The sequence below is a fragment of the Roseibium salinum genome (genome assembly GCF_026240905.1).
Lineage (GTDB): Bacteria > Pseudomonadota > Alphaproteobacteria > Rhizobiales > Stappiaceae > Roseibium > Roseibium salinum.
Window position 1 is genome coordinate 2,888,702 of sequence record NZ_JAPEVI010000003.1, and the last position, 24,622, is coordinate 2,913,323.

The following is a 24,622-nucleotide window of genomic DNA, read 5'->3' on the forward strand; positions in this document are numbered from 1 at the left end:
CGAACAATATTGAAGACAGAAGCATGATTGATATTCTGGATATTCCATCAATTTTACGGCGGCATGTCGGCTGGCTGCTGGTGGTTCCTGTCGTTTTCACGGTTCTGGCGCTGGTGTTTCTCGTTTTGAAGACGCCCGTTTACCGGACGAGCGCGGAACTTATTGTCCAGCCGGACAGTGTGCAGGTTCTGGCCAACGAACCGACGGGCTCCGGCACAAATCAAACGTTGCAGGGGATGGAGCTCGACAGCCAGGCCTATGTCATCAATTCAGCACCGGTTCTGAACGAGGTCGCCAACAGACTTGATCTGGATGAAGCCCCCGGCTTTTTCCAACAAGGGTTGTTGGCGAAGCTTTTCGGAAACCTGTCCGGCGCCAAACGGTCCTCCAGCGAAATACGTGAGGCGACGCTCCAGACATTGCGCGAAATCATTCAGGTTTTCCGCCTCGACCGGTCCATGGTGTTCATGATCCGGGTCAGCCATCCCGATCCGCAACTTGCGGCGGCGATCGCCAACGAGACGGCAAACGCATATATCGACCAGGTGCGAAACAGCCGTGCCGAAACACTGATGAGGGCTGGATCCACGCTTGGCAAACAGGCGCAGCAGTTGCGGGCGCGTTTGGATGAGGCGGAAGCGGCCGTGGAAGCCTACAAGGCAAAGCAGGGCCTGATCAGTACGAATGGCGGACTGGTTCTCGACCAGCAATTCGAAGCCCTGAATACGCAAATCACGCAAACGCGCCTGGAACTCGAACGCGCCAAGGCTGCCGACGAAATGACTGCCTCATTAACACTGGCGGATGTTGAGGCGGGCACACTGCCCCAAAGCGTGACCAGTTCCGTTCTCTCGGCCTTGAGACTTCAATATTCCCAAGCGTCCCAGCAGGAAGCCGAAGCGGCAACGACTTTGGGTGCCAATCACCCGAAGCTGCGTGAATTGCGCTCGCAACTTGCGAACACGGAGCGCCAGATCCGAGACGAACTTCAAAGAATAAAAGCCAATGTGCGTAGCCAGTACGAGCAAGCACAGTCGACGCTCTCGGCGCTGGAGGAACAGTCGAAACTGCTGCAATCGCAAAACGGTCAGCAAGGCAAGGCGCTTATCGAGCTACGTCAGTTGCAAAGTGAAGCCGATGCGAGCCGGACGGTCTACGAGGCCTTTCTCCAGCGCTCGCGCGAACTGGAGGAACTGCCCGGCCTGGACGTGAATGCATCGCGCGTACTGTCCGCCGCGCCGGTACCGACCTCACCAAGCGGCCCGAGAAAGATCGTTGTTCTCGCTGCTGCAATGTTGTTCGGGTTCGTGGCAGCCGCGGCGGCAATCATCGGCCTGACAATATTGAAGGGTCCCGTTCTTTCGGAACGACTGCTCGTTTCGCAGACCGGCGCCCCAATCCTGGCAAACCTGAATTATTCGCATACCAAAGCCAATTCCCTTCTTCCGCACAGCCTTGGCGATGGGACGAAAAGCGGTCCCGCGATTGGAAACATCGCACAGACCCGCGTCGCCTATACGATCCGCCAGTCCTCAATAGAAAAACGCCCGGCCAATGTTCTTGTCCTGTCCATCGGACAGACCGGGGACACATCAGAGTTTGTCCGAAGCGTTGCCGAAGACCTTCACGATATGGGCGAGGAAGTGCTTTTTGCACACACCACCGGGGGCGGATGCTCCGCAAATCGGACAATCCCGCAGCCAAGTTCACAAGTTTCGACGCCCGAAACGCAGAGCAAGGTTATCTCAAGAGACACGCATGACGTTGAAGTGGTTCGGCCCACGATGCACGCCGATCAGCCAAAAGGGCTCGGCAAATACCTACGGGTCGAGCAAATTGATCCGCGCAGGAAATACGCCTCGGGCGGAGATCTCAATTCGGTCAAGGAAGACTATCTGCTGGTCGATGCCGGAAACATCGATACGAGCCCGCTTCTTCCGGTCCTCCTGCGCCATTGCGACGGCATCATCCTGATCGTGGCGCTCGGCAAGACCAACTCCAGCGATTTCAAGCGGACCGTCACATGTCTCGAACCGTGGCAGGACAGGATCCTAGGGAATGTTGTCGTCCTCTAACCCTACGACGAGGCAGACCCTGCGCCTTGAGCTGTCTGCGCAAGATCAGAACAGATACAAGCTCTGGCTCAATGCGGTCTATGCGGTCGTCCTTGGCACGCTGACGTTCAACCTCGCACTTGCCTTCGCAAATACCAACGCTTTTCGCATCTCGGAAAGCCACGTCATTCTCGGAGAAATGATCCTTCTGAGCACGGCAATGTTGCTCGTGCTGAGCCGCAATGCTGTCTTTTACCTCATCGTCGCCATGTATCTCAGCTACATGGCCTTTATTCTGGCCTTGAGGCCGGAACTCGACCTGAAAGCAATTCGGGATTTTCTTATCCCGATCGTGTTTTATTTCATCGGCCGGAGATTCAGACGTATCGAAGATGCCGACCGGTTGATCTGGATCAGCACGACACTCGTCCTGACCATCGGTTTCTTCGAATTCTTCTTTCTCGATATCTACGCTCAGTTGGTGAACATCTTTGACTATTACGTCGCACGCGGTACGTTGGCCGCAGACGACAATTTCGTCGAAGGATCCAATCTTTTCATTTCCAGTACGCGCATCGGCGGCCGGAATTTCTTCGGCTTCCTGGGGGACCTGCGTGCCTCCTCGGTGTTCCTGGAACCGGTGACCATGGGCAATTTCGGCGCCTTTCTGTGTCTGTGGGCCCTGTTCCGCTCCGGCATGCGTCATCGCGCCTTGATATTCGTCGCCGCCTTCGTCGCCATCGTGCTGCCTGATGCCCGGTTCGGAATGTTCGTCTGTGTTGCCCTTTTTGCCGCTGCGGCGCTCGGCATGATCATTCCCAGAATTATCTGGTGGAGCCTGCCATTGCTGACCGCCTTTGCCCTGGCGATTTACGGTGCGTGGACGGCGCAATTACTTTGGGAAGATAATTTACTCGGGCGGATTCTGCACGCTAGCCTGCTGCTACAGGAAATTACCTGGGAAGCGTTCTGGGGAGTGAGGCCCGATGCGCCGTTTCTTGCGGATAACGGCTTTGCTTATTCCATCGCGCAAATTGGCTTTATCGGCCTTGTAGGATTGTGGACGTTATTTGTTTTTGCACCCTACAAGAACAAGAGGGCACTGCAATTCAAGGCGCTGGCTATCACGTACATTTCGCTGCTGATGATCGTTTCCAACTCCTTCTATTCCATCAAGTTAGCAGCTCTTTTCTGGATCGCAGCCGGCGCGGCCGACGCAATGGCAGCAAACCGGCGTTCCGCCGTAAACCCGGCGGCAGGTCAATCCAGAAGCGCCTTACGGTAAAGTTCATCATAAAGGTGCGCGGTATGCTTCCAGCCGAAACGCTGCACGCTGTCGATGGCGTGCGTCCGGATGTCCGGGTCCTGCCGCAAATCCTGCAGCGCGCTTCTCAGCGCATCCGCGCTAGTTGGCGCGTCCGCATAATCCGTCAGACGAATGAGCGGGTTTTGCCGCGCCAGCGCAACGAAGGCATCGTTTGCCTGAACGACGGGAACAAGCCCGGCGCTGAGAGCTTCTATCAGCGCGAGACCAAATCCCTCGTAGTCGGAAGCGCTCACGAACAAACTGCATTCAGTCATCAGCGCCCTTAGCTGCTGATCGGAAAGGCCGACGTGAACGCAGACTTTTCCACCAAGACCGGCCGCATCCGCACGTTCGAGCAAATCGCGTTTCGTCAGGTCTGATTCCACACCGGCGATGTGCAGATGCCAGTCGGCATCGGTGGATATCAGGTTTGCCATGACGTCAATCAGGCGGTCGAGCCGCTTGTTCGATGAAAACCGTCCCAGCGTAATCACATGTTTTTGTGGCGAGCCTGCCGCAGCGCCGGCAAACTTGCGGAGATTGACGCCGTTCTCAATAAGGCTGACGCGCGCCGGCGCAATCTTCTGAAACAGATTGAAATCGCTGTCGCTGCAGCATGCCAATGCCGAATACCGGTTGGCGGAATAACGGGTCAGCGTGTTGAACCAGGCCGCTTTCAACGTCGCGAAGCTGGACGTGTGAAAGAAACCTCCGTGCGTGGTCGCAACGAGCGGCTTGCGGTGCCACCATCTTGTCAGCGCCAGCGCGTCGAAAAAGAAATCGACGGCATGAACGTGCACAAGATCCGCATCCATGATCTCCTTCACGATGGACGGCGCGATCGGATACCGCGAACTGCCCCGGAACGGGATCCGGTGCACGGCAACACCGTCAATTCTTTCACGCCCGGCAAGTATGGTGCCGGGGTCCGCGAACAGCCGGTCGAGCGTTATGACTTTCACGCTCGCAAACCGGCCCTTTTGTTCCGAAACCAGATTGCGAACGACGTCCTCCAGTCCCCCGACATTCGGAAAATATTGCCGGACCACGTGAACGAGGTGCACGTTGGAAAAGTCCGAATGCTCAGTGACGTCGGCACTGGTTTGAAAGATCGAGTTCATATAGGCTGCCCAGCGGGTTCCGATTGTGCCGGTTTCCGAAAAGATACCATTGCGGCTTTCAACAAGACCTTTACGACCGATGCTTTCCTCAAGGTACCCACTTCTGCCGGCTTCATGATGACCCCACTTCCTTCGAAACGTCTTTTCTTCAGCAAGGTACGGTCTGCGCGCTTCGTGAAAACGCTGTGCATCGTGACTTCGATGGCTTTCACGCCAACGCTGCTTTCCGCGCAGGAGCAGGAATGCTTGCGCGGGGTCAACGTCTCTGGAGCCGAATTCGGCGGCTACCAGGGAGAGTATGGCCAGAAATACATTTACCCCTCCGACAAGACGCTCGACTGGGCGGCTGCGCGGCACATGACGGCAATTCGCCTGCCCTTCCGGTGGGAACGCCTGCAGCCGCGATTGTTCGACGGTTTCGATGCAGCGGAACTCGAACGGCTGAAAGATACGGTGGCGCGCGCCAATGCCCGCGGCCTTACCGTCATTCTGGATCCTCACAACTATGCAAAATACCGGGATCAGAAACTCGGGAGCGGCGACGTTTCGCCGGAGGCGTTTGCTGACTTCTGGAAAAGACTTGCCTCCATGTTTGCCGGCAATGATCGGATCGTGTTCGGATTGATGAACGAGCCTTCGGGCATCACTGCAATGAGTTGGTTTGACTCGGCTCAGGCCGGCCTGAGCGCCATAAGGGAAGCGGGTGCGCAAAACCTGGTACTTGTGCCGGGAACGATCTGGACGGGTGCGTCGCATTGGTTCGAAGCTCAGGAAGGAGGCTCCAACGCGGAGATCCTGCAGCGGATTTCGGACCCCTCAGACAATTTCGCGTTCGAATTTCACCAATATATGGATGCGGACTTTTCCGGCACGAACGAGACCTGTCCACGCGTTGACGACGCCCTCTCAGCCCTGGAAGATGTGTCGAAATGGATGCGGAATAACGATTACAGGGGGTTCCTCGGAGAGTTTGGCGGAACGTCCGCTCCCGAGTGCCTGAACGGGCTCATGCAGATGGCCGGATATATGAACCGGAACAGTGACATATGGATCGGATGGTCGGCGTGGGCCGCCGGTGAATGGTGGGGAAAGTACCCATTGTCTCTACAGCCGGTGGGTTCTGTCGACAAACCGCAAATGCGGGTCCTGTTGCCGTATCTCACGAATGCCGGTCAGGTACCCTTATGCAATTTCAGGTGACGTCTTCCGTGCAGTTCTGTTTGTTTTTGCAAGGGATTGGAGGCATTCGACAATGCGCGCCGAGACTTCATCCCAGCCGAAGATACCGGCGCTGTAGTCGTCACTCTTCGGTAAAGACAACGCTGCGGCGATTGTCCCACGCCAGTCTTTCTCATCCATAACCGAGTAACCGACGAGATTTCCTCGGGTGTTCGGGATCAGATCAGGCGTCACGACAGGTAGTCTGCAATAGGCATATTGCAGAAACTTCAGGCTGGTCTCGGCAAGATAGACGTCTTCCTTGCGCATCTTGTACGGAGCCACACCGAAATCTGCGTGTCTGATGAACGGGACCAGTTCCTTGAACGGCTTCTCGCCGTGCTGGACGGCGTTTTCCGGCACCGCTCCGCCAAACCTCGCCCCGAAAATGTGGTAGGTCACATCTCGGCTCGCTGCGGCCATTGCGCGAACGGCATTTTCATCGAAAAGCATGTTTCCGATCGAAACGGCATTCTTTGTGCCAGCCGCATAAGGCGAGTGGACAGGCTCGTCCAGTGCGGCTTTGTCGATCCCCTGCGGCAGGATCTGCGTGCGGCACAGTCCGGACGTTGTTTCCGCGATGACCGACGAGGGGGTGATGACCAGATCGAACTCGGAAAGGATTTCCTTTTCAAGCTCCTGCAGGTAGGGGCCTGCCCCGATCGTCGTCAGCCAGTCCCGCTTGATATAGACAAATGCAGCATGTGGATTGATCTGCCGGGCGGCGTGAAAGAAACAGAGGCATGTTCCCGGTTCAAAAAATACGGCGTCCGCAGCGGCAAGAGACGCCCGAAGATACTCCGGGATGTGTCCCCCATAGACCTTGAATATCGGACGATTCAGCAAATTCAGCAGTCTGTTTCGCGAACTGAAGGCATGTAGCGGAGGGATATAAGCAGACACGTACAGCCCCGGCGCCAATTCAAGAAACCGATTTTTTTGATCTTCGGCCAAAGCCTCATAGAGCCCCTTGTCTTTCAGCTTCGAAAGCAGGCTCAGTCCCACTGTTGCCACATGCACATCATGGCCGGCGCGTGCCCATTCCTCTACGATAAAGTGCGTGCTCACCTTTCGCGTTGACGGCAAGAATGGCTGAGCTGTCCATTTGAAGAGCTGCATAGTGGTACTTTCCGTCTCAGCCTGAGGTCGTGAGGACAACACCATTGGGGGACCGGTCGCACCAGTAGCCGGCGAGCTCGATGTCGTAGCTGTCGGGCACGAAGGTTTCAAATCCCCCACTGGGGTAGAGCGTAATCTCGCCAACAAACGGGCCTTCTTGCGTATCGTACAGATCAATACGAGCAAACCGTATCCCGGATCCGATTTTCCTGACAATCTCCAGCATCTTGTCCAGTCTTGCGGGTCGGGGCAAAGGCTCCCGCAGGAGAGGATAGAAATCCATATGGATATCCAACAGTTGCCAGTCCGGCGCGTATACTGCCTCAAACATGCGGTCGCTTTTCGGGGTCCTTATCTCAATGTGAGCCGGTTCACCATCAAAACAGTAGAAGCGGTAGTCTGTGAGTCTCTCACCCGGACAGCCAAGCATCTTTTCAATGATGATCTGCCGTGGCACATCTTTGTAGGCCCATTCCCGGTTGAATTTGTAATGGTCCAGTGCCAGCCATTCCTTTTCAGGACGACGCTTCATCAGGACTTCGATATCTTCCTGAGAGTTCAAGAAATACCCTGCCCCGCTCGCATGGGTGGGTTTGACCACTGCCGGCAATGGTACGGTCGCCCAGTCGACGGTGGTCAGATCCGTGCCGACCCAATATGTTGGAATGACATGCTTCGGGCCCACGCGCTCCCCGATGAAATCTTTCACCCGGTCCTTATCCACGAGGACCGGATAAAGGGGATTTCTGTCGTGTAATTTTCGTAAATTCTGAAGCTCGGAGAACCGGCTCGGATGTTTCAGCTTGGGAACGCGGCCAAAAATCGAAGTATATTTCAGGTAGAGGTACGGACCGTCCGGCAGCGGAGAGATGATACGCCAGAACAGGTTGCGCAGACGAGACAGTATGCCGCCTGTACGCTTATTCAATTGCCCTATCCCATCCATATTCTTCTCTTACGATTTGTACTTCTGCAAAGCCCTAACTCAAAATGTGTTTAATAGCCGTGAATCGCTGCACGGCAAGCAATGCCGCTGAGCGTGAAACACTGTTGGCCTCGTCCCCGAGATCCCTTTTGCGGGTCTGAATTAGGAATTTGCCAATGTGTTGATGCTACGAGGTGCGGTTATCTGCGACGAGAAGGCACTTCGCACGCCTGGATCAAAGGGCTTTGCATGCAGTCACTCTTTCAAGCTAGCATTATCAACACGTTTTCCGGCATCGCATCGATGGCTGCCGGTTTCGGAAGCACGGTACTGGTTGCACGTCTGCTCGGCGCCGAAGGGACAGGTCTGACGGCCTTCGCACTGTGGCTGGTTTTTTCAGCTTATGCCCTTGCCGACCGAGGCATCCCCGCAACAGTCTTGCGCTATGTGGGTCAAAGAAACGGAAAGGAGAACACAGAACAGGATCTTGTTCGGCAGCTTTACCCAAAGTTTATATGGCCGGTTCTGCTTCTGACGGTCGCCTTCGCGGCATATTCCTTTTGGCACAGCGACAACCCTGTGGACGGTTCCACCGGGTTTTGGCTGGTCACGTCCTTGCTTTTTGTGACCTATTGCCATTCGCAACTCGCCATCGCAGCCGATCATGGTCGAGGTGACTATGTCGGTCCGGCCACGAAAGTGGTTATCGGCTGCCTGTTGCAATTGCCCGTCATTGCGGTTGGTGCCTACTACTTCGGCGCGGCGGGCGCAATGGCCGGCCATTTTGCGCGTCATGTCCCGCAGAGCCTTGCGATTGTCAGACATCTCAAACATGGCTCAAGTCTGGATACGCCGGTCAATAAACAGATCATCCGATACAGCAGAAACTCCTGGATCTCCTCGACCCTGACCGTGCTGGTGCGCACCCGAGTTGAGTTCATATTCATTGGAGTCTTTTTTCTTTGACCGAAGTCGGCTACTTCGCTGCGGCGATAACGTTTTCAAGCCTGATCTTCCAGCTTGCCCTTGCCATGACCGCGGGGCTGTCCGCCAGGTTTGCGCGCCTACGCGAAGCCGGCGAATTGGAAAGAATGGGCAATACCTATCAGCGAGCATTGAGATGGATGGCCTTGCTGCTTTTTCCAGTCTCCTTTGGCGGGGCAGCGGTGATTCAGGAAATTCTACCAATGGTTTTTGGCGATGAGTTCCGTCCCGCTGTTGCAACGGCTTCCGTTCTGATTGCCCTAGCATTTGCACAATGTCTTGTGTCGTTGCCGCTCTCAATGATGCTGGCACATGAGCGGGATAAGACTGTCATGATCATGAATGCTGTTTCCGCTGCCGTTTTGCTGGTTCTCAATCTGGCGATCATTCCATCTTTTAGCGGGTTCGGAGCCGCCTGGGTCAAGAGCATCGTTGCATTTGCCGGGTTCTCTTGGGCACTTTGGTACTGTCAGACGCGCCTTGGGCTAGTACCGGGTATTCGCTCGTTGTTTGGACTGGCTGCTTCTGCCGGCACCTGTGCCGGCGTTGCGTGGCTCGTTCTTGTTGAAGTTCAAGGTCTTCCTGGTCTCCTGAGTGCTATTGCCGCCGGCGCCCTGATCTATCTTCTGGGAATCCGGTTGACCGGCGCAATGCTGCCCGATGACGTTGATAGTTTGCGAACAACTCTGCGCAAAATTTTGCCCGCTGCCATGGTGAAACCAGCAATCTGGATAGTTTCCCAACTTGCCGTCAGGCGCGTGTGAATGCAGCCAGCGACCTAGTTTGATTTGTATTGGGAATAAAGTGATGGACCATCCGCCCGCCCTGCCCGTCTCCTTTGGAACGGGCTTTGCGTTCTATCATCCCGCGAATAGCGATATCGGCTACGTGTTTTGCAGCAGCTGGGGCTATGATGAGATGTGCAGTCGCAAATTCCTGCGACTGGTTGCACATGACCTGGCCGATCAGGGTGCGCCTGTCCTGCGTTTTGACTATCCGGGCACCATCAACATGCCGGACGAGCCAGACAGAATGACCCTGCAGGGTTGGGTCGAGACAGCATCGGCTGCGGCCGATAGGCTGAAGGAGCTATCGGGATGCACCCAGATTGTTTTCGTAGGCGTTGGCATTGGCTCTGCCATTGCCTTTCTAGCCGCTGAAAAACGTCCTGATATCGCCGGGCTGGTGCTTGGAGCGCCGGCGGCGAGCGGCCGACGGTATATGCGGGAGCTGCAGATCCAGGCGCTTGTTTCCGATGAGAACCTGGGGCTCGCGCTTCAGGATAAGAAGGGCGATACCGGCTTCACAGGCTATTCCATGCCGGGTCAACTCTCGTCCACGCTCAAGTCGATCAAGCTTTCACCAGAGCAATTCCAGACGAAACCTCAGTGCCTGATTGTTTATCGGGAAGGCAACGACGCGGAAACGAGTTTTGCCGAGACGCTTGCAAACGCAGGCTGGCCCATCGAGTGCGCGCCGTTCACCGGCTACCTGAAATTGCTGGCAACGCCAACAACGTCGGTCCTGCCACGCGCCGTAATGTCCAGAATCAGCGAATTCGCATCTTCTCGTTTCGGCGCCGGCAACATGAACGCGACAAAAGGTCTGTCAATGGCTGTAGCCGAGACCCCTGTTGTGAGCACCGAGTCCTTCACAGAAGAGCCGGTCCTTTTTGGTCCGGACAACCGAATGTTCGGCGTCGTGTGCGAGCCAATTGGCAACAGACGAGGTCCGGTTATGGTCTTTCTAAACACCGGATACTGCCACCACATTGGATGGGGCCGGATCTATGTCCGAGCGGCGCGGCATCTGGCTAACCTTGGAATTGCGTCATTGCGCTTCGACATGGCAGGCATCGGTGAGAGCCCCTCGGTGACGGGGCGTGCGGAACAGGTCCTTTATACAGACGATCAGTTTGAAGATGCAGAGGCCGCTGTGGACTACGTGAAGCAGCGCTTCACCGGCCCCGCCTATCTAATCGGCAGGTGCAGTGGCGCCTATGTCGCCTTCCACACTGCGGCCCGCAATCCAAACGTCGACGGCGTCATGATGATAAATCAGCTTCGGATGATCTGGGATCCGGGGGAGGACATCTTCGATGCCCTGAATTTCGGGGCCCGGCCCTTGGAGGAATACAAGCGGCGGGCTCTCAGTCTGACCACTTTCAAGCGGCTCCTCCGCGGCCAAGTGGATTGGAGAAAGGCTGCCAGTCATATTGTCAATCATGGCCGCGATCGGCTCGCGCGCAAGGCGTCGCCATATCTGGGACGATATACAAGAATGGGCCGTTTCCGGATCGCCTGCCACAATCAATTCCGTGCCATGGCTGCCCGGAACATTCCCGTTGCACTGTTAAACTGCGAGCATGACGGCAGCCTGGACGAACTGGCAAAGTACTTTGGAGGAGACCTGTCCGGTCTTTTGGCCTTTCCGAACGTTACAAGAAAGGTCATTCCAGATGCCGATCACAATTTAACAACCGAAGCTGCCCAGAAGTTTTTGATCGACCGGTTGGTGGCGGTGGCCGAGGACCCTTACTGGAGAAGCAAAATTCCGGCGAACCGTGCACTTTAGCCGGTGTTCGCCGTCACGTCTTGAGTGTTATCCGGCTGACGCAATTCAAGGCACTGATCACGACCTCGGGAGTGTTTGCCTTCGACACCTGCGATTTTGGTAAAGGGGTCAAAGTGACGACCCTCGCAGCCGCGGGTGTCAAGGAGAACCAATTGTCGGACGGGCAATGATCGGCACAATGCAGATGCACTCCCCGCAACACATGTGCACTCTGAAGCGTCAGCTCAATTCCGCCGTTTGGCAATGCATCATTAATGCGCGCATCGACATTCAGGGGACAACGCCCGAAATCTGCAGGGTTCGCGAATTGTGTTGCCTCCGCCAAGATCTCCCCCGTCTCCTTGTCCACCAGCCGAACCACAGTCACATCATGCGACGGCGGGCCGAAGCGGTAGGCGTAGGTGATGTCGAAGAAGGCGCCGATCAGTTGGGCGGCGTTGAGTTCGTGGGCGCTGTGCGGATCTAGCACGAGATCGGTTTCGCCCGAGACCACCGGCACGTGGCCGTCCTTCAGGCAAGTCAGCGTGAGCGTGACGGCCTTTTTGTTCGGCAGGTCGTTGATCACGTGAATGGCTAGGCCGTTGGTGCCTTCGTCGCTCACGGTGACCTGCAGCGGGCGGAAGGCTCTCTTCAGGGCGTAGTAGGCCGGTTTCGGCCGGCCGTGCGCGTCGATCAGGCCCCAGCCTGCGCCCAGCGCCAGATCCTGAAAGGTCCAGACAAGCGCGCCCCGGCAGGGCGAAGCCTTGCGCCGCCATTCGGCAAAGGTCTGCTCCATGACCTCGCCGGTCACGGCCCGGCCGAGATCCAGATACCGGTCGGGATCTGCGTAGCGCAGCGCGGCCGGATCGACGCCGTAGAGCGTTTTCAGATAGTGGTCGCGGACGTCTTCGAAGTCCCAGCCGGCGCCGCGGTCCCGCGGAACGCGGGCTTTCCAACGCGGGTCGTGGCCGGGCTTGACGGCCAGTCCCTCGTCCAGGCTCCGCTGGTCGGGGATATTGGAAAACGCCAGGCACTCGGCGGCAAAGCGGACGTTTGCGCGGCGGGCGTCCTCCAGCGGTCTCAGGTAAGCGCCGACACCGTAATAGTGGGCAACGCCTTCATTCGGCGAAAATGGCAGGACGCCGCCGCAGGGCGCGTTCGGGACGTACGGGATGTCGGGCCGGAAACGTGCCGCCAGTTCCGGCAGGATCTCCTCGCAAAGCGGGCCTTTCCAACGCTCTTCGGGCAGGCCCATCATGGCGCCCTGCTGATAGATCTCGCTGCCGCCGCACAGGACTGCAAGCGAGGGGCAGCCCTGGCTGTCGGTCAGCTGATCGCGGATTTCCGCGCGAACCTCTTCGACGAACCCCTCGTCCTTGACCGGATAGTCGTAATTGGCGAACTGGAAGTCCTGCCAGACCAGGAGGCCGAGTTCATCGCAGAGTTTGAAGAAGGCGCGGCTTTCGTAAAGCATCGTGCCGCCTATGCGCAGCATGTTCATGCCGGCATCGCGGGCCGCTTCCAGCAGGGGCCGATAGGTTTCGCGATCCCCGGAAAGGCCGAGCAGATCGGCATTGGTCCACACGGCGCCGCGGCAGAAAACCGGCACGCCGTTGACCTGAAGGCCAAACCCTTTGCCGTCCTCTCCAGGATCCGCCTCAATCCGGCGGAACCCGGTCTTGCCAAGGTCGAACTCGTGTTCCCCGGCCTTGATCCTGACGTCGTAAAGCGCCGGGTCCCCATGGGTGTGCGGCATCCAGGGAGTGATGTTCCCGGGCCTCAGCGTCGCGGCAAAGGTCCCGCCGTCCTGACGGGCCATTTCCGCCGAGACGCCCGCCGAGGTCAGCACCGGCGTGGCGCTGATGTTCTCCAGCGCTGCGGAAACGGTCAGCGTCGCACTTCCGTCCGGAGCCAGGTCGGCCAGGATGCGCTTGTTCTTCATGCGGGGGCTGGAGGCCTTTTCAAGCCGGATCGGCCGGTAGGGGCCGACCGCATGGATTTCCGGGCACCAGCCGGGCATGTGGCCCAGAACCGTCGTCCGGATAAGGCGCAGTCCTTGCGAGGTCGCCAGTTGGGGCTTCCAGCGCGCCCGCGGCCCCTTGGCGTTCAGATGCGGTTCCAGGGCGCGGAAGCAGATCTGCAGCCGGTTATGGGCGGCAAGCTCGACCTCGACATTATATTTCCGGAACATGTTCCGGCTTTCCAGCACGGGCGCGCCGTTGAGATAAACCTCGGCGATCGTCGCCAGACCCTCGAGGTCGAGCCGGTAACGGCCCGGCTCGGCGCCGAACGACGCCTCGAACCAGACGTCCTTGTCGTGCAGCGGCTGTGGATTGTCCGGGTCGTAGCGGCCGGCGGCGGCCAGGGCCCCGGCGGCGGTTCCCGGAACCCGTGCCGGGACGCGCCCGGACAGGCCATCGGCTGCTTCCGGTGTTTCGACCGCGCCGGGTTCGCTCAGCGCCAGGGTCCAGTCCGCAGCGGTGAGGTCGATCATTCAGGCACCGGCAACGCTTGCGACGGACGCGAGGCGGATTTCCGCGTCACCATAGTGGCGGTCCAGCAGTTGCATCAGGGTGTCCCAGGCATTGGCGGCCGGGACCAGGCCGTCCCCGAGACCCTCGAACTTCTTGCGCATCACTGCCCGGGCGAGCTTGAACTGAACCGTCTTGCAGGTCGACGAAATCGTCTTCGCTTCGGCAATGGCAGGGGTCAGTTCGTCCCGTCCCTGGCCAGCAAGCCACTCCAGATAGGTGGAGAACAGCTCGAAATTCGCGCCCAACTGGCGCAGCGTGTTGAAGGCGTAGAGGTGGAAAAAGCTGAAATCCCGCTCACTCACCTTCTCCACCTGCGCCGGGAAGACGCGCGCAAAGGCGGCAACTGGGTTTTCCGCCGGACGGCGTTTCAGATGACGGCGAAGCAGATCCTCCGAGACCGCCAGAATGTGCTCCGGCGACGGTTTTACGTCCGGAAACTTCACGAACTCGGTATAGGGCAGGAAAGCAATCGGTTTTTCGTGGACGCCGCGTTGGAAGATCCCGTCGAAGTCATCGCCTTCCAGCCGGTGCAGGCCCAGCCCATGGAAGTACTCCATGGTGCGGTTTTCGAAATCCATCCGGTTGACGGCGATCGTCGTCTTGCCGTGTGCCTCGTGATATCCGATGCCATGGGTATCGGGGAGGAAATAGCTGTCCACCTCGACCAGCGACAGGCGGCCGCGGTCGATCTGATGGCGGATGTGGGTCTCGACGCGATCGTAAATGGCCAGTTCCGTGACCTTCAGTCCGTAGAGCGCTTCCAGGTCTTCCAGGGGAACCTTGAAAAAGGTGAACTGGTCGCCCTCAAAATCCTGGGTGACGGAATAGGCAAGACACGCCTCGGGCGGCAGCCCGAGCGACGGCAGCACCTCGATCCAGACATCCAGATAGCAGTTGGTTTCCGGCCAGTCCCGATCCTGCGCGTGGAGCGGGCTGCGGGTATAGGTCGCCGCGCGGAGGCGGTCGAAGACGGCTTCATTCATGGCGTGCTGACCCTTCATCCCCAAAGGGCTGATCTGACGCCGTCAGGCCATCTGGATGTATCCAAACCGTGATGCCGGAACAGGGCCAGCGCAAGCCGCTCAAGGCCGAACCCGACGCAGGCGGTGTGTGCGGGCGAACCGTCCGCCTGGCGGATATCCCAGGCCTTGCCGAAATTGTCCATGTGATAGTTGAAGCTCATGCAGGCGGTCGGCTTTTCCTCCGACGTGATCGGCACCAGCATTTCGAACTTCAGTTCCTGTTCCCGCTGGCCGGAGGCCATGATCTTGCCCGCCCGCCCGAAGAAGGGATCATTGGCAACGTCCACGTGGTGGGGCAGTTGCAGCCGCTTCATCATGTCCTGGCCGCGCTCCTTCCAGAGCTCGCGGAAGGCCATCGTCTGATCCTCCGAACCGACGCGTACATACTCGCGCTGGCGGAACATCTGCATCCGGGCCGGGTCCCTGGAGGGCTCGTGGCGGAAGCAGTAGGACTGCAGCGCCACATAGGCGCCGTCCGCCGGCAGGGCTCCGCGTTTTGCCAGGATCGGGTAAAGTGGATAGCAGGCGGCCGGGGTCAGGGCGACCTGGGTCCGTTTCTGGTCCTTGGACCAGTCCTCGCCCGCGGCCATGCACTGCAGCAGGCCCATATGGTCGTGGTCGTTGCCGCAGAAGGCATGCACGGTGCCGGCCAGTTGCGGAAAACTCTTCATGTAACCGCTGGTCTCGAAATCCTGCATGCTCATGCCCGGAGGAAAGACCATGGCTTCGGAGATCTCGTCCTTGCCGTAGAACAGGGCAAGCGTTTCAAAGCGGGCAATCACATCCTCGAATTCCGCGCTGCGGCCATAAATGCCGTCAACACCGGATTCGTGCAGAACGCGTGCGGAAAACAACTGATCGAGAAAAGAAATTTGCGCGTCCATAACTTACCCCAACAGGCTCGTGTCTTGCTTGTTCACCAGGAGCATGGTCGACGTGTTGCCCAGGATCCGGTCATTGGAAATCATGAGCTGTGCCGAATGGGCATCGCGCAGATGACGGCCGAGGCTGAACGGCGTGCCGTTCTTGTAGCCGGCGATCCCGCAGATCAGCATGCAGTGGTTGATGATGGTCAGGATCGTCTGCGACGTGCCTATTTTCACGTTGTTCATGGCAACGGAAAAGCTCATGGCGTTGAGCGCATCGCTGTCGCCCTTGCAGGTGTCGAACTGCTTCAGGCCCGCCACCACATTGGCCTTGACCAGTTGCAGCAGGCTGGAGGCTTCCGCAAGCCGAAGAGCGCCGGGAGGCATCTGGCCGGGCGATTTGCGCGCCGCGCCCTTGACGAAGCTCTGCGCCCGGGCGAGCGCATCGGCCGCAATACCGTACCAGAGCGCTCCCCACAGAAGGTGCGAGACCGCCAGCATCGACTGGGCAGCGATTTCCGCGAAGGGCCGCGGCAGGATCTGCTCGCCCGGAGCTTCCGCCTTGAGGATGTAGCCGTCGGAACAGGTGCCGCGCATGCCCAGCGTGTCCCACACGCTGGTCTGCTCGAGCGTGTACTGGTCCTTCAGGAAGACCGTCGCGACCTGGTCGGAATGCGCGGCATCCGGATGGCGGCGAGAGGTGACCATGATCGCATCGGCATGGGCGCCGTAGGAGATCACAGTTGCGTCCTTGGTCAGGCGGGCGGTTTCGCCGTCTACTTCGATCGCGCAGATGGAATTGCGCAGGTTGCCGCCGATACCCGCTTCGCTGGTTGCCGAGGCAATCAGAAGCTGCTCGTCGCAAATGCGCTTCTGGAAGGCTTCATGCCAGCTGCTTCCGACCGCGTAATCCGCAAGACTCGCGATCTGGATCTGGTGCATGGCGTAGGTCATGGCCGTCGCGGCGCAGGCCTGGCCCAGAATCGCGCAGATATCGGCGATCTCGGTCAGGTTCACGCCCTCCCCGCCGAATTCCGGACGGATCATGATGCCCATCAGGCGTTCGGCCTTGAGTGCCTCCATGCCCTCGGAAGGAAACCGGCCTTCGATATCCACCTTGTCGGCAAACCCGGCCGCTATCTTGGCAGCCCGTTTTGCCCGCTCGGTCAGGCCCAAAGCGGTGATCTTGCTGGCGGCGGTCATGGGTCAGGCCGCCTGCTCTTTGAGGATTTCGCTCAGAGCCGCTTCGATCGCTTCCACGGAAGAGAAGGACTTGCGGTTGAGGAATTGCTCCGGAAATTCGATGTCGAATTCTTCTTCCAGGGCGAGCATGACCTGGACCGATGCAAAGGAAGACAGGCCTGCATCGTAAAGATCTGCTCCGTCGCCCACGGAATCTATAGCAACCGGCAAGTTACCGTGTTTCGCCAGGAGGGTCCGAATAGTCTGTTTCATGTCGATCCTTGCCACTTATCTTTACCGGCTCAAGATGAACCTCTGATTGCGCTCCGACCGCCATGTAGCACAAAAAACAATAAACTGCGCTTAAGGGGTATGGTAAAAAATTACGAAACCTAATTTATTAAATTTTATTAAGTTAATGCTTGATGAATGCTTCTGGCAAGCAACCAACTGCAGGCAAATGCAATGCTTTTCCCGGCTGTCGCCAGGTCGACGCCTGTCCCCATGGAAATGCGATCTCAAATCATCCGGCTCAGCACGCCGTCCCGGCGCACGATGCCGTGATAGAGGGCCGCGCCAATATGCATCAGGACGGCGGCCGTGAACAGCAGTCCCAAAGTTTCGTGAACCGTGAACAGTTGCTCCGAAAGCTCGCGGTTCTTCTCGACGATCGCGGGCATGGTGAAAAGGCCGAAGACGGAGATCTGCGCTCCATAGGCGGAGGTGGCCACCCAGCCGATGAACGGATTGACCAGCAGAAAGCCATAGAGGAAGGCGTGGGTCGACTTGGCCGCATATTGCTGCCAAAGCGGCATTTCGGCCGGCAGGGGCGCAGGCTTGTGCGTGAGACGGTATCCCAGACGGATGACCGTCAGGACCATCAGCACGACACCGACCGATCGGTGGAAGTCGAAAAGCTGGTTCTGTAGCGGACCGCTGCTGATCCGGATCATGGTCAGTCCGGCAGGCACCATGGCCAGAACCAGGATTGCCGTCAGCCAGTGAATAATGCGTGCCGTCAGGCCATAGCGTGCGTCACTCTCAGCCATTCCAATGCCCCCTCTTGCCAATTCACCATAGCGTTCGATACCGACCATGGCTCATTCAATACGACCGTTCCGGTTCCCTTGAAGCGGGTTTACGGGAAAGCCGCGAAATCGATATGGCCGACCGTGACGGACAACCGTCGGGCGGCGATTTGCCCCTGGCGGTCCTGCCACCATGCCTCCAGCGCAGCCTCTTCGAGCCCGGCCCGCCGGCCGACCCGCACCCAGCCGCTGAGGAACTCCCGCAGGAAGCCGTCCGAACCCGGACCTGTCCGCCAGTCGGATGTCCCCCGGACCACGCGGTAACCCATTGCTTCAAACAACTCAATCGCCCTGTCGGCGGCGTCCGGCCCAAGGGCCGGCCCGAAGCCCTTGTCGGTTCTCTGGTCGTCGTTCAGCGCCCTGCACAGGTCAGTGTCCAATGCAGCCGGTGGTTTGAATTCTGCCCGGCCGTCATAGGTCAGGCTCGCCAGAAACGGCTTTCCGGCCTTCACCAGTTGACCGGCGAGCCGCCTGAGAAAGTCTTCGGAAACGAGATCCAGGAAAGCTGACGTGGTGACCGCGTCCACATCAGCGAACGGCAGGGTTTCCAGGTCACTTGCAAGGTCGACCTGACGGAGGGCCACCCGTCCCGGCGCGGCCTCCCGCCAGCGCAGCCCTGCTACCTCGAGCAAGTCCGGATCATGGTCGCTCAGCAGCCAGCAGGCCCGCTGGCGAAACTTGTCGTCAAGCGCGGCTGGCGTCGACCCCGCGCCGCTGGCGAGGTCCAGGATGCGAACGGGGCCTGCCGGCAGGCGGTCCAGGAAAGCGGCCTCCACATCGCCATTTCTGGCGGCAAGATCGAGCGGTTCGCGCAGGGCAAGCCATTGGGATGAGAACCCGCTCATTCTGCAACCTCCCGCAACATTCCGGCAAATTGCGCGGCGGCGTCCTGCCAGGTGGGAAGAACTGCGGCGGCAATACGTGCCGCGTCGGTCATTCGCACCCGTTCGGCCTGGTCACAGATCACAAGCTTCAATGCCTCCTGAAGCGCATCTACATTTCCGGTTCCGCAATAGATCGCGGCGTCCTTCGGCAAGGTCTCCCTGACGGCACCGCCACCGCTGCCAATGACCGGCAACCCGTAGGCCAGGGCTTCGGTATAGGCCATCCCGTATCCCTCGTAGCGGCTGGCGAGCACGAAGATATCGGCCCGTTGGTAAAAGCCGGCAAGGTCAGCCGGCCTGACCGCTCCGCGAAAGGTGACCCGCGCGGCAAGATCGAGATCCTGCGCCTGCCGCAACAGGGCGCGATAGCAGGCAGGATCGGCTTCCAGTCCTCCGACGATTTCCAGGTGCCAATCCAGATCCGCCAGCCCGGCAAGCGCCTCCAGCAGCAGGTCGTAGCCCTTGCGGGGCACGACGGTGCCGACCGAAAGCAGTCTCGCGGTTCCGGACGGCCGGCGCTCGAAGGCGTCGGGCTTCGGCGTTCCGGGAAAAACCACGGCGATCTTGTCCGCCGGGACGCCGATCAGGTCGCTGACCTGCCGCGCCGTCGCCGGGCTGGTCACGATGACCTGCCGGGCATGTGCCAGCGCTTCGGTTTCGCTCACCAACAAGGCATTTTCCCGGTCTTCAGCAAGGCCGTTCTCCTGACACAGCGGATGATGAACAAGGGCGACCAGCGTCAGATGCTCCGATATCGCCGCGGCGGCCTCCGGCATCACGCCCAGGGCCAGGCCGTCGACGACCACGAGCGCCCCTTTCGGAAGCGCGAGAAGTTTCCGCTGCGCGCCGGCCAGTGTCGCGGCCGACGGGAAGGGAAACCCCTCTCCCAGGGAGAGCAGTTCTACCCGCCAACCGAGCTCGCGCAGGCCGGCAACGATATTCCGGTCGTAACCGTAGCCGCCGGTCGGCGTATCGATGTCGCCCGGATAGGCGAACCAGAGCCTTTGCATTGTCTCCTCAGATCCCGGCTTCATACCAGGCACGGGCCACATGGGACTCCGAAATGGTCACGCGGATCGCGCTGAGCTCGGATCCCGGCCGGCCCAGGCGGTCGTCGCGCGCACTCCGGGCCAGGTGATCGTGAATGTGTTTGGTCAGGAATTCCGTGGTCGTGTTGACGCCGGCAAACTCCGGCATGGCGTCGAGGTTCTTGTAGTTCAGCGGCTCCAGGACCTGTTTCAACGCCTCGTGGGCGCGGCCGATATCTATCACCACGCCGTTCTCATCCAGCGTTTCGGCCAGAAAGGCAGCATCGATGACAAAGGTCGCACCGTGCAGCGCCTGGGCCGGGCCGAAAAGCTCTCCCTTGAAGGAATGAGCGATCATCACGTGGTCACGGACTTCAACAGCAAACATATCTCGGGGTCCTGAAATTTCTGATTGAAAGGTGGTGGCCGGTCAGTCTGGTGCCCCGTCATACAGGACGAGCGCGGCCAGTACATCTGACGACCGGTTCAACAAATCGGGAAGTCGGTCCGGCAGGTCGTGGAAGGAAACCCGGTGACTGAGCAGCCGGTCCAGAGCCGGATCCGTCAGCAGGGATACGGCCAGCTCGAGCCGGCGGCGGTATGTCCAGCGCGACTGCCGTTCCGCGGCGATGGTTCCCACCTGGCTGGAGACGAGCTTCAGCCGCCTGGAATGGAAGTCCGCCCCCAGGGGCGCCAGAACCCTGGTGGTGCCATACCAGCTCATTTCGATGACCGAAGTGCCGTCGCCAGCGGCGGCAAGGGCGGTTGCGAGGCCGTCCGGCGTTGCACTAGTGTGGAAGACGAGATCCTGCCCCCCGGTGCATCCGGAGGAAGCGCGAATGCCAGGCCGAGGGCGCCGGCAAGGGCGGCCCGGCGCTCGTTCAAGTCGACCAGCGTCACCCTGGTGCCTGGAATCCGGCTGCCAAGATATGCCGTCAAAAGGCCGACCACACCGCCGCCGACCACGCAGATGTGATCCCCGGGTGATGGTTTTCCGTCCCATATAGCGCTAATTGCCGTTTCCATGTTCGCTGCCAGGACGGCTCTTTGCGCCGGCACGCCGTCGGGAACGGGAACGCAGGATGCCGAGGGGAGGGTGAAGACGCTTTGATGGGGAAAGAGCGAGAATACGATACGGCCGGTGAGGTCGGGATCGCCATCGATGACCCGGCCCACATTGGCATAACCATATTTGACCGGATGGGGAAAGTTTCCGGCCTGGAAAGGGGCTCGCATACGTTGCCACTCGCTCTCAGGGACTTCGCCACGGAATACCAACCGCTCCGTTCCGCGGCTGATACCGCTGAACAGCGTCCGCACCAGAACTTCACCGGCTTGCGGCGCGCTGCATCCGACAGATTCGATTGCGCATTCCTCAACGCCGGTATACCAGAGCGCCTCAGAATTGCCTGTGTCGCGTGTCACTGCCGCGTCCGTGCTCATGCCGTAGCGTCCCCGTTCATCACATTGCCACCCAAATACGTCAGGGCATTCTGACATGCGCACTATTGCGATCATGGCCCTGATTGGAAGTCAAAAAAATGTTCAAGGTCTTTGACATGCCGATACCCGCCGAGACATCCGCACGCATGACCGCAAGGCGCATCTTCTTCGCCGGCTTGCTGATAACCAGTTTCGCCGGCCTGTGCGCGCTGATGGCCGCAACGCTGTCGCCGGGCGGCTATGGGGCGCTCGATGTCTTCATCCTGCTGTGTTTCATGGTTACCCTGCCCTGGACCATCATCGGCTTCTGGAATGCGGTCATCGGGCTTGTGGTCATGCGGTTTGCCGCAGATCCGATCAGGAAGGTATGCCCGATTGAGACGGGCGATGCGCGCAGCCCCCTGACGAGTTCCACCGCCCTGCTCTCCTGCACCCGGGACGAAGACACGGAAAGCCTGGAAACAAACCTCGGCACCATGGTTTCGCACCTCATCCGGGCAGGCCAGGCGGATCATTTCACGCTCTACGTTCTCAGCGATACCTCCATGGAGGATATCGCCGACGAGGAACAGCAGATGGCGGCCCGCCTTGCCGCGCGGTTCCAGGGCCAGGTGGAGATCGTCTGCCGGCGGCGGCCGCAGAACACCGGCTACAAGGCCGGCAATATCGAGGATTTCTGTGACCGCTGGGGCGACAGGCATGATTATGCCCTGGTGCTGGATGCCGACAGCTACATGTCCGCCGGGGCGATCATCGGCCTGGTGAAGCGCATGGAAGCCAACCCCAAGCTGGGCATCCTGCAGAGCCTTGTCGTCGGGTTGCCGACCGACAGCGCCTTTGCGCGGATCTTCCAGTTCGGCATGCGGCTCGGCATGCGCTCCTACACGATCGGCAGCGCCTGGTGGCAGGGAGATTGCGGACCTTACTGGGGCCACAACGCAATCCTGCGCCTGAAGCCGTTCAAGGAACACTGCCGACTGCCGGTCATGCCGGGCAAGGGGCCGCTGGCGGGGGCGATCCTCTCCCACGACCAGGTGGAAGCCGTGTTGATGCGGCGTGCAGGTTACGAGGTGCGGGTACTGCCGCTCGAGACCGGCAGCTACGAGGTCAACCCGCCCCATCTGCTCGAATTCATCCGCCGGGACCTGCGCTGGTGCCAGGGAAACCTGCAGTACCGCCGGCTGCTGACACTGCCGGGTCTCAAGCCCGTCAGCCGTGCGCAGCTGGTGCTGGCTATCCTGATGTTCCTGGGATCTCCCGCCTGGATCGGCTTCATGAGCGCCGCCGCCATCCTCGGCATGGCAAGCGACCATACGCCGTACCGTACCGATACGGGAGTGGTTCTGTTCTTCACGATCCTGACGATGGTCTTTGCGCCCAAGCTGGCAACGGTTGCCGATGTTCTGGCGCGGTCCGACCTGCGCAAGGCCTTCGGCGGACCGGTGCGTGTGCTGATGAGCGTCGGCGCGGAGATCGTCTATGCCGCGATGCTGGCGCCGATCATGGCGGTGGCGCACACCCTGTTCATGGGCGGGCTCGTGTTCGGCAAGACGACCGGATGGGGTGCCCAGGCAAGAGGCGTCGCACGCCTGCCGGTCCTGCTCGCCATCCGCAAGCTCTGGCCGCAAACCCTGTTCGGGCTGGCCGGGCTTGCCTGGATTGCCGGGCAGCCGATCGAACTCGTCTGGCCGGTTATTCCCGTTGCCATCGGCCCGCTGCTGGCGGTGATGGTCGCCGTGGCGACCTCGACGAAAACGCTCGGGACCCTTGCGATCCGCTCGACCTTGTGGCGTATTCCCGAGGAAACCGCCCCGCCCGCCGAACTCGGCGAACTCCGCCTGGCCGCGCTGTCCGACGGGCACGTTTCGTCGGCGACGCAGGGTCTCGTCCAGGGCGACGCCAATCCTGTCGAGGCGTGATACGCCGAAACCAAGTGTGACGCCGCGTCTCCCCGGTCCGCACACGGACCTGGGGCATGGCCCTGGTTTTACCCTGATTGCAGAGCATTCAAGATTGGGGCGGGACGCTCCCGGTAGGCCGGATACGCGCGTTTCCAGGTGGTTCAGCGCGGGCCGGACCCGGCTTCCGCGCCGGTGCATCGCCGAGGGGGCGGCCTTGAGCATTCCGGCCGTCCCGGGCCGGTTCGCCATGCCGGTCTTGAATCGATTAAGCCGCGTTGGACGAGGTCAGGGGCTGGGTCAGGAGATCGAAGATCTCGCGCGCATCTGACGATCCCCGGATGCCCTTGGTCACCGAACCATCCCTGAGCTGGCGGGCGATTCTGGCAAGGGCCTTGAGATGATCGGCGCCGGCGCCTTCGGGCGCCAGCAGCAGGAACACCAGATCGACCGGCTCGTCATCGAGGGAATCGAACTCCACCGGCTTGTCCAACTTGGCAAATACGCCGACAAGGCGGTCCAGGCGGGTCAGCTTGCCATGGGGAATCGCGATGCCGTGGCCGACACCGGTAGATCCAAGGCGCTCGCGCTGGAGCAGCGTGTCGAAGATTTCCCGTTCAGAAAGACCGGTCAGCTCTGCCGCCTTGGCAGAAAGTTCCTGGATTGCCTGTTTTTTGCTTTTGGCCTTCAGCCCGGCAACGACCGCATCTTTACCCAGAAGATCACTAAGATCCATCAGTTCGCCTACAAGTTTCAGAAGCCGGCTTCCGCAAGGAAGCCGACCCTGTCCGACTCATTATTCGGCAGCCTGAGTGGCTACCAACGCCGGATCTATCCAGCCTATATTGCCATCCGACCGGCGATAGACAACGTTGACACCGCCATTTGCCGCGTTCTTGAACATGACAACAGGTGCTTCGGTCAGATCCAACTCCATGACCGCCATACCGACAGTCATTGTCTTAACTTTCGCCGAGGTCTCGGCGATCACCAGCGGATTGAAATCCACCGGCACTTCCTCGTCTTCTTCCGGTGAGGCCAGCACATAATGGGAAGCTGCCTCGAAAGCCTCACGGCTGTTGGCGCCGTTGTGGCTGTAGTGGTCCTTCAGCTTGCGCTTATAGCGCCGCAACCGTTTTTCGATCTTTTCAGCCGCGAGATCGAAGCTGGCGCGCGGGTCCTGATCCTGTGCGGACCCTTGTAACACGATTCCGGTGTCCAGGTGCAGGTTGCACTCCGACTTGAAGCCCGTGCCCTCCCTGCTGAGCGTGACGTGGCCGTTGAATCCGCCTGTGAAGTACTTCGACAGGGCATCGTCGATTCGGTCTGTAACGTGGAGGCGCAGTGCATCGCCTACATCGACATTCTTTCCCGAAATCCGCAAAGCCATGGGGACC

23 protein-coding genes are annotated in these 24,622 nt (G+C 59.6%); 7 read left to right on the plus strand and 16 right to left on the minus strand.

Annotated features, from left to right (window positions below; genetic code table 11):
- Positions 1–23 precede the first annotated feature (23 nt).
- Positions 24–2,075, plus strand: coding sequence for a GumC family protein (locus ON753_RS17935; RefSeq protein WP_265964082.1), 2,052 nt, complete (start codon positions 24–26; stop codon positions 2,073–2,075).
- A complete protein-coding gene (locus tag ON753_RS17940; RefSeq protein ID WP_265964083.1) occupies positions 2,059–3,339 on the plus strand; it encodes a UDP-phosphate alpha N-acetylglucosaminyltransferase in 1,281 nt (426 codons plus the stop codon). Before ON753_RS17935 ends, ON753_RS17940 begins: the two co-directional genes overlap by 17 nt.
- Here the strand turns inward: ON753_RS17940 and ON753_RS17945 are convergent.
- Positions 3,315–4,481, minus strand: a complete 1,167-nt coding sequence (locus ON753_RS17945; RefSeq protein ID WP_265964085.1) for a glycosyltransferase family 4 protein — start codon at positions 4,479–4,481, stop codon at positions 3,315–3,317. The two genes, ON753_RS17940 and ON753_RS17945, sit on opposite strands and share 25 nt — an antisense overlap.
- Positions 4,482–4,682: 201 nt before the next feature.
- Here ON753_RS17945 and ON753_RS17950 point away from each other — a divergent pair, with 201 nt between their 5' ends.
- Positions 4,683–5,681, plus strand: a complete 999-nt coding sequence (locus ON753_RS17950) for a glycoside hydrolase family 5 protein (RefSeq protein ID WP_265967196.1) — start codon at positions 4,683–4,685, stop codon at positions 5,679–5,681.
- Here ON753_RS17950 and ON753_RS17955 read toward each other — a convergent pair.
- Together ON753_RS17955 and ON753_RS17960 are read right to left on the minus strand one after the other, a co-directional pair.
- A complete protein-coding gene (locus ON753_RS17955; protein ID WP_265964088.1) occupies positions 5,664–6,818 on the minus strand; it encodes a GumK N-terminal domain-containing glycosyltransferase in 1,155 nt (384 codons plus the stop codon). The two genes, ON753_RS17950 and ON753_RS17955, sit on opposite strands and share 18 nt — an antisense overlap.
- A gap of 16 nt (positions 6,819–6,834) precedes the next feature.
- A complete protein-coding gene (locus ON753_RS17960) occupies positions 6,835–7,746 on the minus strand; it encodes an ATP-grasp fold amidoligase family protein (protein ID WP_265964090.1) in 912 nt (303 codons plus the stop codon).
- Positions 7,747–7,992: 246 nt separating this feature from the next.
- Here ON753_RS17960 and ON753_RS17965 point away from each other — a divergent pair, with 246 nt between their 5' ends.
- From ON753_RS17965 to ON753_RS17975, 3 genes are read left to right on the plus strand one after another with little or no spacing between them, the layout of a single operon-like run.
- A complete protein-coding gene (locus tag ON753_RS17965; RefSeq protein WP_265964091.1) occupies positions 7,993–8,709 on the plus strand; it encodes a lipopolysaccharide biosynthesis protein in 717 nt (238 codons plus the stop codon).
- A complete protein-coding gene (locus tag ON753_RS17970; RefSeq protein ID WP_265964093.1) occupies positions 8,706–9,491 on the plus strand; it encodes a lipid II flippase MurJ in 786 nt (261 codons plus the stop codon). The genes ON753_RS17965 and ON753_RS17970 overlap by 4 nt, the downstream gene beginning before the upstream one ends.
- A gap of 43 nt (positions 9,492–9,534) precedes the next feature.
- On the plus strand, positions 9,535–11,301 hold the full coding sequence (locus ON753_RS17975; protein ID WP_265964095.1) for an alpha/beta hydrolase: 1,767 nt from the start codon (positions 9,535–9,537) through the stop codon (positions 11,299–11,301).
- A gap of 13 nt (positions 11,302–11,314) precedes the next feature.
- Here the strand turns inward: ON753_RS17975 and ON753_RS17980 are convergent, their stop codons facing one another.
- The 11 genes from ON753_RS17980 to ON753_RS18030 form a co-directional block, all read right to left on the minus strand.
- On the minus strand, positions 11,315–13,774 hold the full coding sequence (locus tag ON753_RS17980; protein WP_265964098.1) for a glycoside hydrolase family 2 protein: 2,460 nt from the start codon (positions 13,772–13,774) through the stop codon (positions 11,315–11,317).
- Positions 13,775–14,797 carry a DUF1839 family protein gene (locus tag ON753_RS17985; RefSeq protein WP_265964100.1) on the minus strand — a complete coding sequence of 341 codons (1,023 nt, stop codon included), beginning with the start codon at positions 14,795–14,797 and terminating at the stop codon, positions 13,775–13,777.
- Between the two features lie 14 nt (positions 14,798–14,811).
- On the minus strand, positions 14,812–15,720 hold the full coding sequence (locus tag ON753_RS17990) for an amino acid--[acyl-carrier-protein] ligase (RefSeq protein WP_265964102.1): 909 nt from the start codon (positions 15,718–15,720) through the stop codon (positions 14,812–14,814).
- Positions 15,721–15,723: 3 nt separating this feature from the next.
- Positions 15,724–16,905 carry an acyl-CoA dehydrogenase family protein gene (locus ON753_RS17995; RefSeq protein WP_265964103.1) on the minus strand — a complete coding sequence of 394 codons (1,182 nt, stop codon included), beginning with the start codon at positions 16,903–16,905 and terminating at the stop codon, positions 15,724–15,726.
- A gap of 3 nt (positions 16,906–16,908) precedes the next feature.
- A complete protein-coding gene (locus ON753_RS18000) occupies positions 16,909–17,157 on the minus strand; it encodes an acyl carrier protein (protein WP_265964104.1) in 249 nt (82 codons plus the stop codon).
- A 245-nt stretch (positions 17,158–17,402) separates the two neighbouring features.
- The gene (locus ON753_RS18005; protein WP_265964106.1) at positions 17,403–17,933 is read right to left on the minus strand and encodes a cytochrome b; all 531 of its coding nucleotides are present in this window, start codon (positions 17,931–17,933) and stop codon (positions 17,403–17,405) included.
- A gap of 89 nt (positions 17,934–18,022) precedes the next feature.
- Positions 18,023–18,817, minus strand: a complete 795-nt coding sequence (locus ON753_RS18010; RefSeq protein WP_265964108.1) for a methyltransferase domain-containing protein — start codon at positions 18,815–18,817, stop codon at positions 18,023–18,025.
- Positions 18,814–19,866 carry a glycosyltransferase family 4 protein gene (locus ON753_RS18015; RefSeq protein ID WP_265964110.1) on the minus strand — a complete coding sequence of 351 codons (1,053 nt, stop codon included), beginning with the start codon at positions 19,864–19,866 and terminating at the stop codon, positions 18,814–18,816. Before ON753_RS18015 ends, ON753_RS18010 begins: the two co-directional genes overlap by 4 nt.
- A gap of 7 nt (positions 19,867–19,873) precedes the next feature.
- Positions 19,874–20,272, minus strand: a complete 399-nt coding sequence (locus ON753_RS18020; RefSeq protein ID WP_265964111.1) for a 6-pyruvoyl trahydropterin synthase family protein — start codon at positions 20,270–20,272, stop codon at positions 19,874–19,876.
- A 42-nt stretch (positions 20,273–20,314) separates the two neighbouring features.
- On the minus strand, positions 20,315–20,608 hold the full coding sequence (locus ON753_RS18025; RefSeq protein WP_265964113.1) for an MDR/zinc-dependent alcohol dehydrogenase-like family protein: 294 nt from the start codon (positions 20,606–20,608) through the stop codon (positions 20,315–20,317).
- Positions 20,605–21,309, minus strand: coding sequence for an MDR/zinc-dependent alcohol dehydrogenase-like family protein (locus ON753_RS18030; protein ID WP_265964115.1), 705 nt, complete (start codon positions 21,307–21,309; stop codon positions 20,605–20,607). Before ON753_RS18030 ends, ON753_RS18025 begins: the two co-directional genes overlap by 4 nt.
- A 116-nt stretch (positions 21,310–21,425) precedes the next feature.
- On the opposite strand from ON753_RS18030, the gene mdoH reads away from it, so the two are divergent.
- On the plus strand, positions 21,426–23,246 hold the full coding sequence (gene mdoH, locus ON753_RS18035; RefSeq protein WP_265964117.1) for a glucans biosynthesis glucosyltransferase MdoH: 1,821 nt from the start codon (positions 21,426–21,428) through the stop codon (positions 23,244–23,246).
- A gap of 247 nt (positions 23,247–23,493) precedes the next feature.
- Here mdoH and ptsN read toward each other — a convergent pair whose 3' ends face one another.
- Positions 23,494–23,961 (minus strand): PTS IIA-like nitrogen regulatory protein PtsN, encoded by a 468-nt coding sequence (gene ptsN, locus ON753_RS18040; protein ID WP_265964118.1) that lies wholly within the window; start codon positions 23,959–23,961, stop codon positions 23,494–23,496.
- Between the two features lie 60 nt (positions 23,962–24,021).
- Positions 24,022–24,615, minus strand: a complete 594-nt coding sequence (hpf, locus tag ON753_RS18045; protein WP_265964120.1) for a ribosome hibernation-promoting factor, HPF/YfiA family — start codon at positions 24,613–24,615, stop codon at positions 24,022–24,024.
- Positions 24,616–24,622 lie beyond the last annotated feature (7 nt).

What these genes read in the sequence shown, in the direction of transcription:
- ON753_RS17935 (WP_265964082.1), top strand. Translation starts at nt 24, where the DNA reads ATGATTGATATTCTGGATATTCCATCAATTTTACGGCGGCATGTCGGC.
- ON753_RS17940 (WP_265964083.1), top strand. Translation starts at nt 2,059, where the DNA reads ATGTTGTCGTCCTCTAACCCTACGACGAGGCAGACCCTGCGCCTTGAG.
- ON753_RS17945 (WP_265964085.1), bottom strand. Translation starts at nt 4,481, where the DNA reads ATGAACTCGATCTTTCAAACCAGTGCCGACGTCACTGAGCATTCGGAC.
- ON753_RS17950 (WP_265967196.1), top strand. Translation starts at nt 4,683, where the DNA reads ATGGCTTTCACGCCAACGCTGCTTTCCGCGCAGGAGCAGGAATGCTTG.
- ON753_RS17955 (WP_265964088.1), bottom strand. Translation starts at nt 6,818, where the DNA reads ATGCAGCTCTTCAAATGGACAGCTCAGCCATTCTTGCCGTCAACGCGA.
- ON753_RS17965 (WP_265964091.1), top strand. Translation starts at nt 7,993, where the DNA reads ATGCAGTCACTCTTTCAAGCTAGCATTATCAACACGTTTTCCGGCATC.
- ON753_RS17975 (WP_265964095.1), top strand. Translation starts at nt 9,535, where the DNA reads ATGGACCATCCGCCCGCCCTGCCCGTCTCCTTTGGAACGGGCTTTGCG.
- ON753_RS17980 (WP_265964098.1), bottom strand. Translation starts at nt 13,774, where the DNA reads ATGATCGACCTCACCGCTGCGGACTGGACCCTGGCGCTGAGCGAACCC.
- ON753_RS17985 (WP_265964100.1), bottom strand. Translation starts at nt 14,797, where the DNA reads ATGAATGAAGCCGTCTTCGACCGCCTCCGCGCGGCGACCTATACCCGC.
- ON753_RS17990 (WP_265964102.1), bottom strand. Translation starts at nt 15,720, where the DNA reads ATGGACGCGCAAATTTCTTTTCTCGATCAGTTGTTTTCCGCACGCGTT.
- ON753_RS17995 (WP_265964103.1), bottom strand. Translation starts at nt 16,905, where the DNA reads ATGACCGCCGCCAGCAAGATCACCGCTTTGGGCCTGACCGAGCGGGCA.
- ON753_RS18000 (WP_265964104.1), bottom strand. Translation starts at nt 17,157, where the DNA reads ATGAAACAGACTATTCGGACCCTCCTGGCGAAACACGGTAACTTGCCG.
- ON753_RS18005 (WP_265964106.1), bottom strand. Translation starts at nt 17,933, where the DNA reads ATGGCTGAGAGTGACGCACGCTATGGCCTGACGGCACGCATTATTCAC.
- ON753_RS18010 (WP_265964108.1), bottom strand. Translation starts at nt 18,817, where the DNA reads ATGAGCGGGTTCTCATCCCAATGGCTTGCCCTGCGCGAACCGCTCGAT.
- ON753_RS18015 (WP_265964110.1), bottom strand. Translation starts at nt 19,866, where the DNA reads ATGCAAAGGCTCTGGTTCGCCTATCCGGGCGACATCGATACGCCGACC.
- ON753_RS18020 (WP_265964111.1), bottom strand. Translation starts at nt 20,272, where the DNA reads ATGTTTGCTGTTGAAGTCCGTGACCACGTGATGATCGCTCATTCCTTC.
- ON753_RS18025 (WP_265964113.1), bottom strand. Translation starts at nt 20,608, where the DNA reads ATGAGCTGGTATGGCACCACCAGGGTTCTGGCGCCCCTGGGGGCGGAC.
- mdoH (WP_265964117.1), top strand. Translation starts at nt 21,426, where the DNA reads ATGTTCAAGGTCTTTGACATGCCGATACCCGCCGAGACATCCGCACGC.
- ptsN (WP_265964118.1), bottom strand. Translation starts at nt 23,961, where the DNA reads ATGGATCTTAGTGATCTTCTGGGTAAAGATGCGGTCGTTGCCGGGCTG.
- hpf (WP_265964120.1), bottom strand. Translation starts at nt 24,615, where the DNA reads ATGGCTTTGCGGATTTCGGGAAAGAATGTCGATGTAGGCGATGCACTG.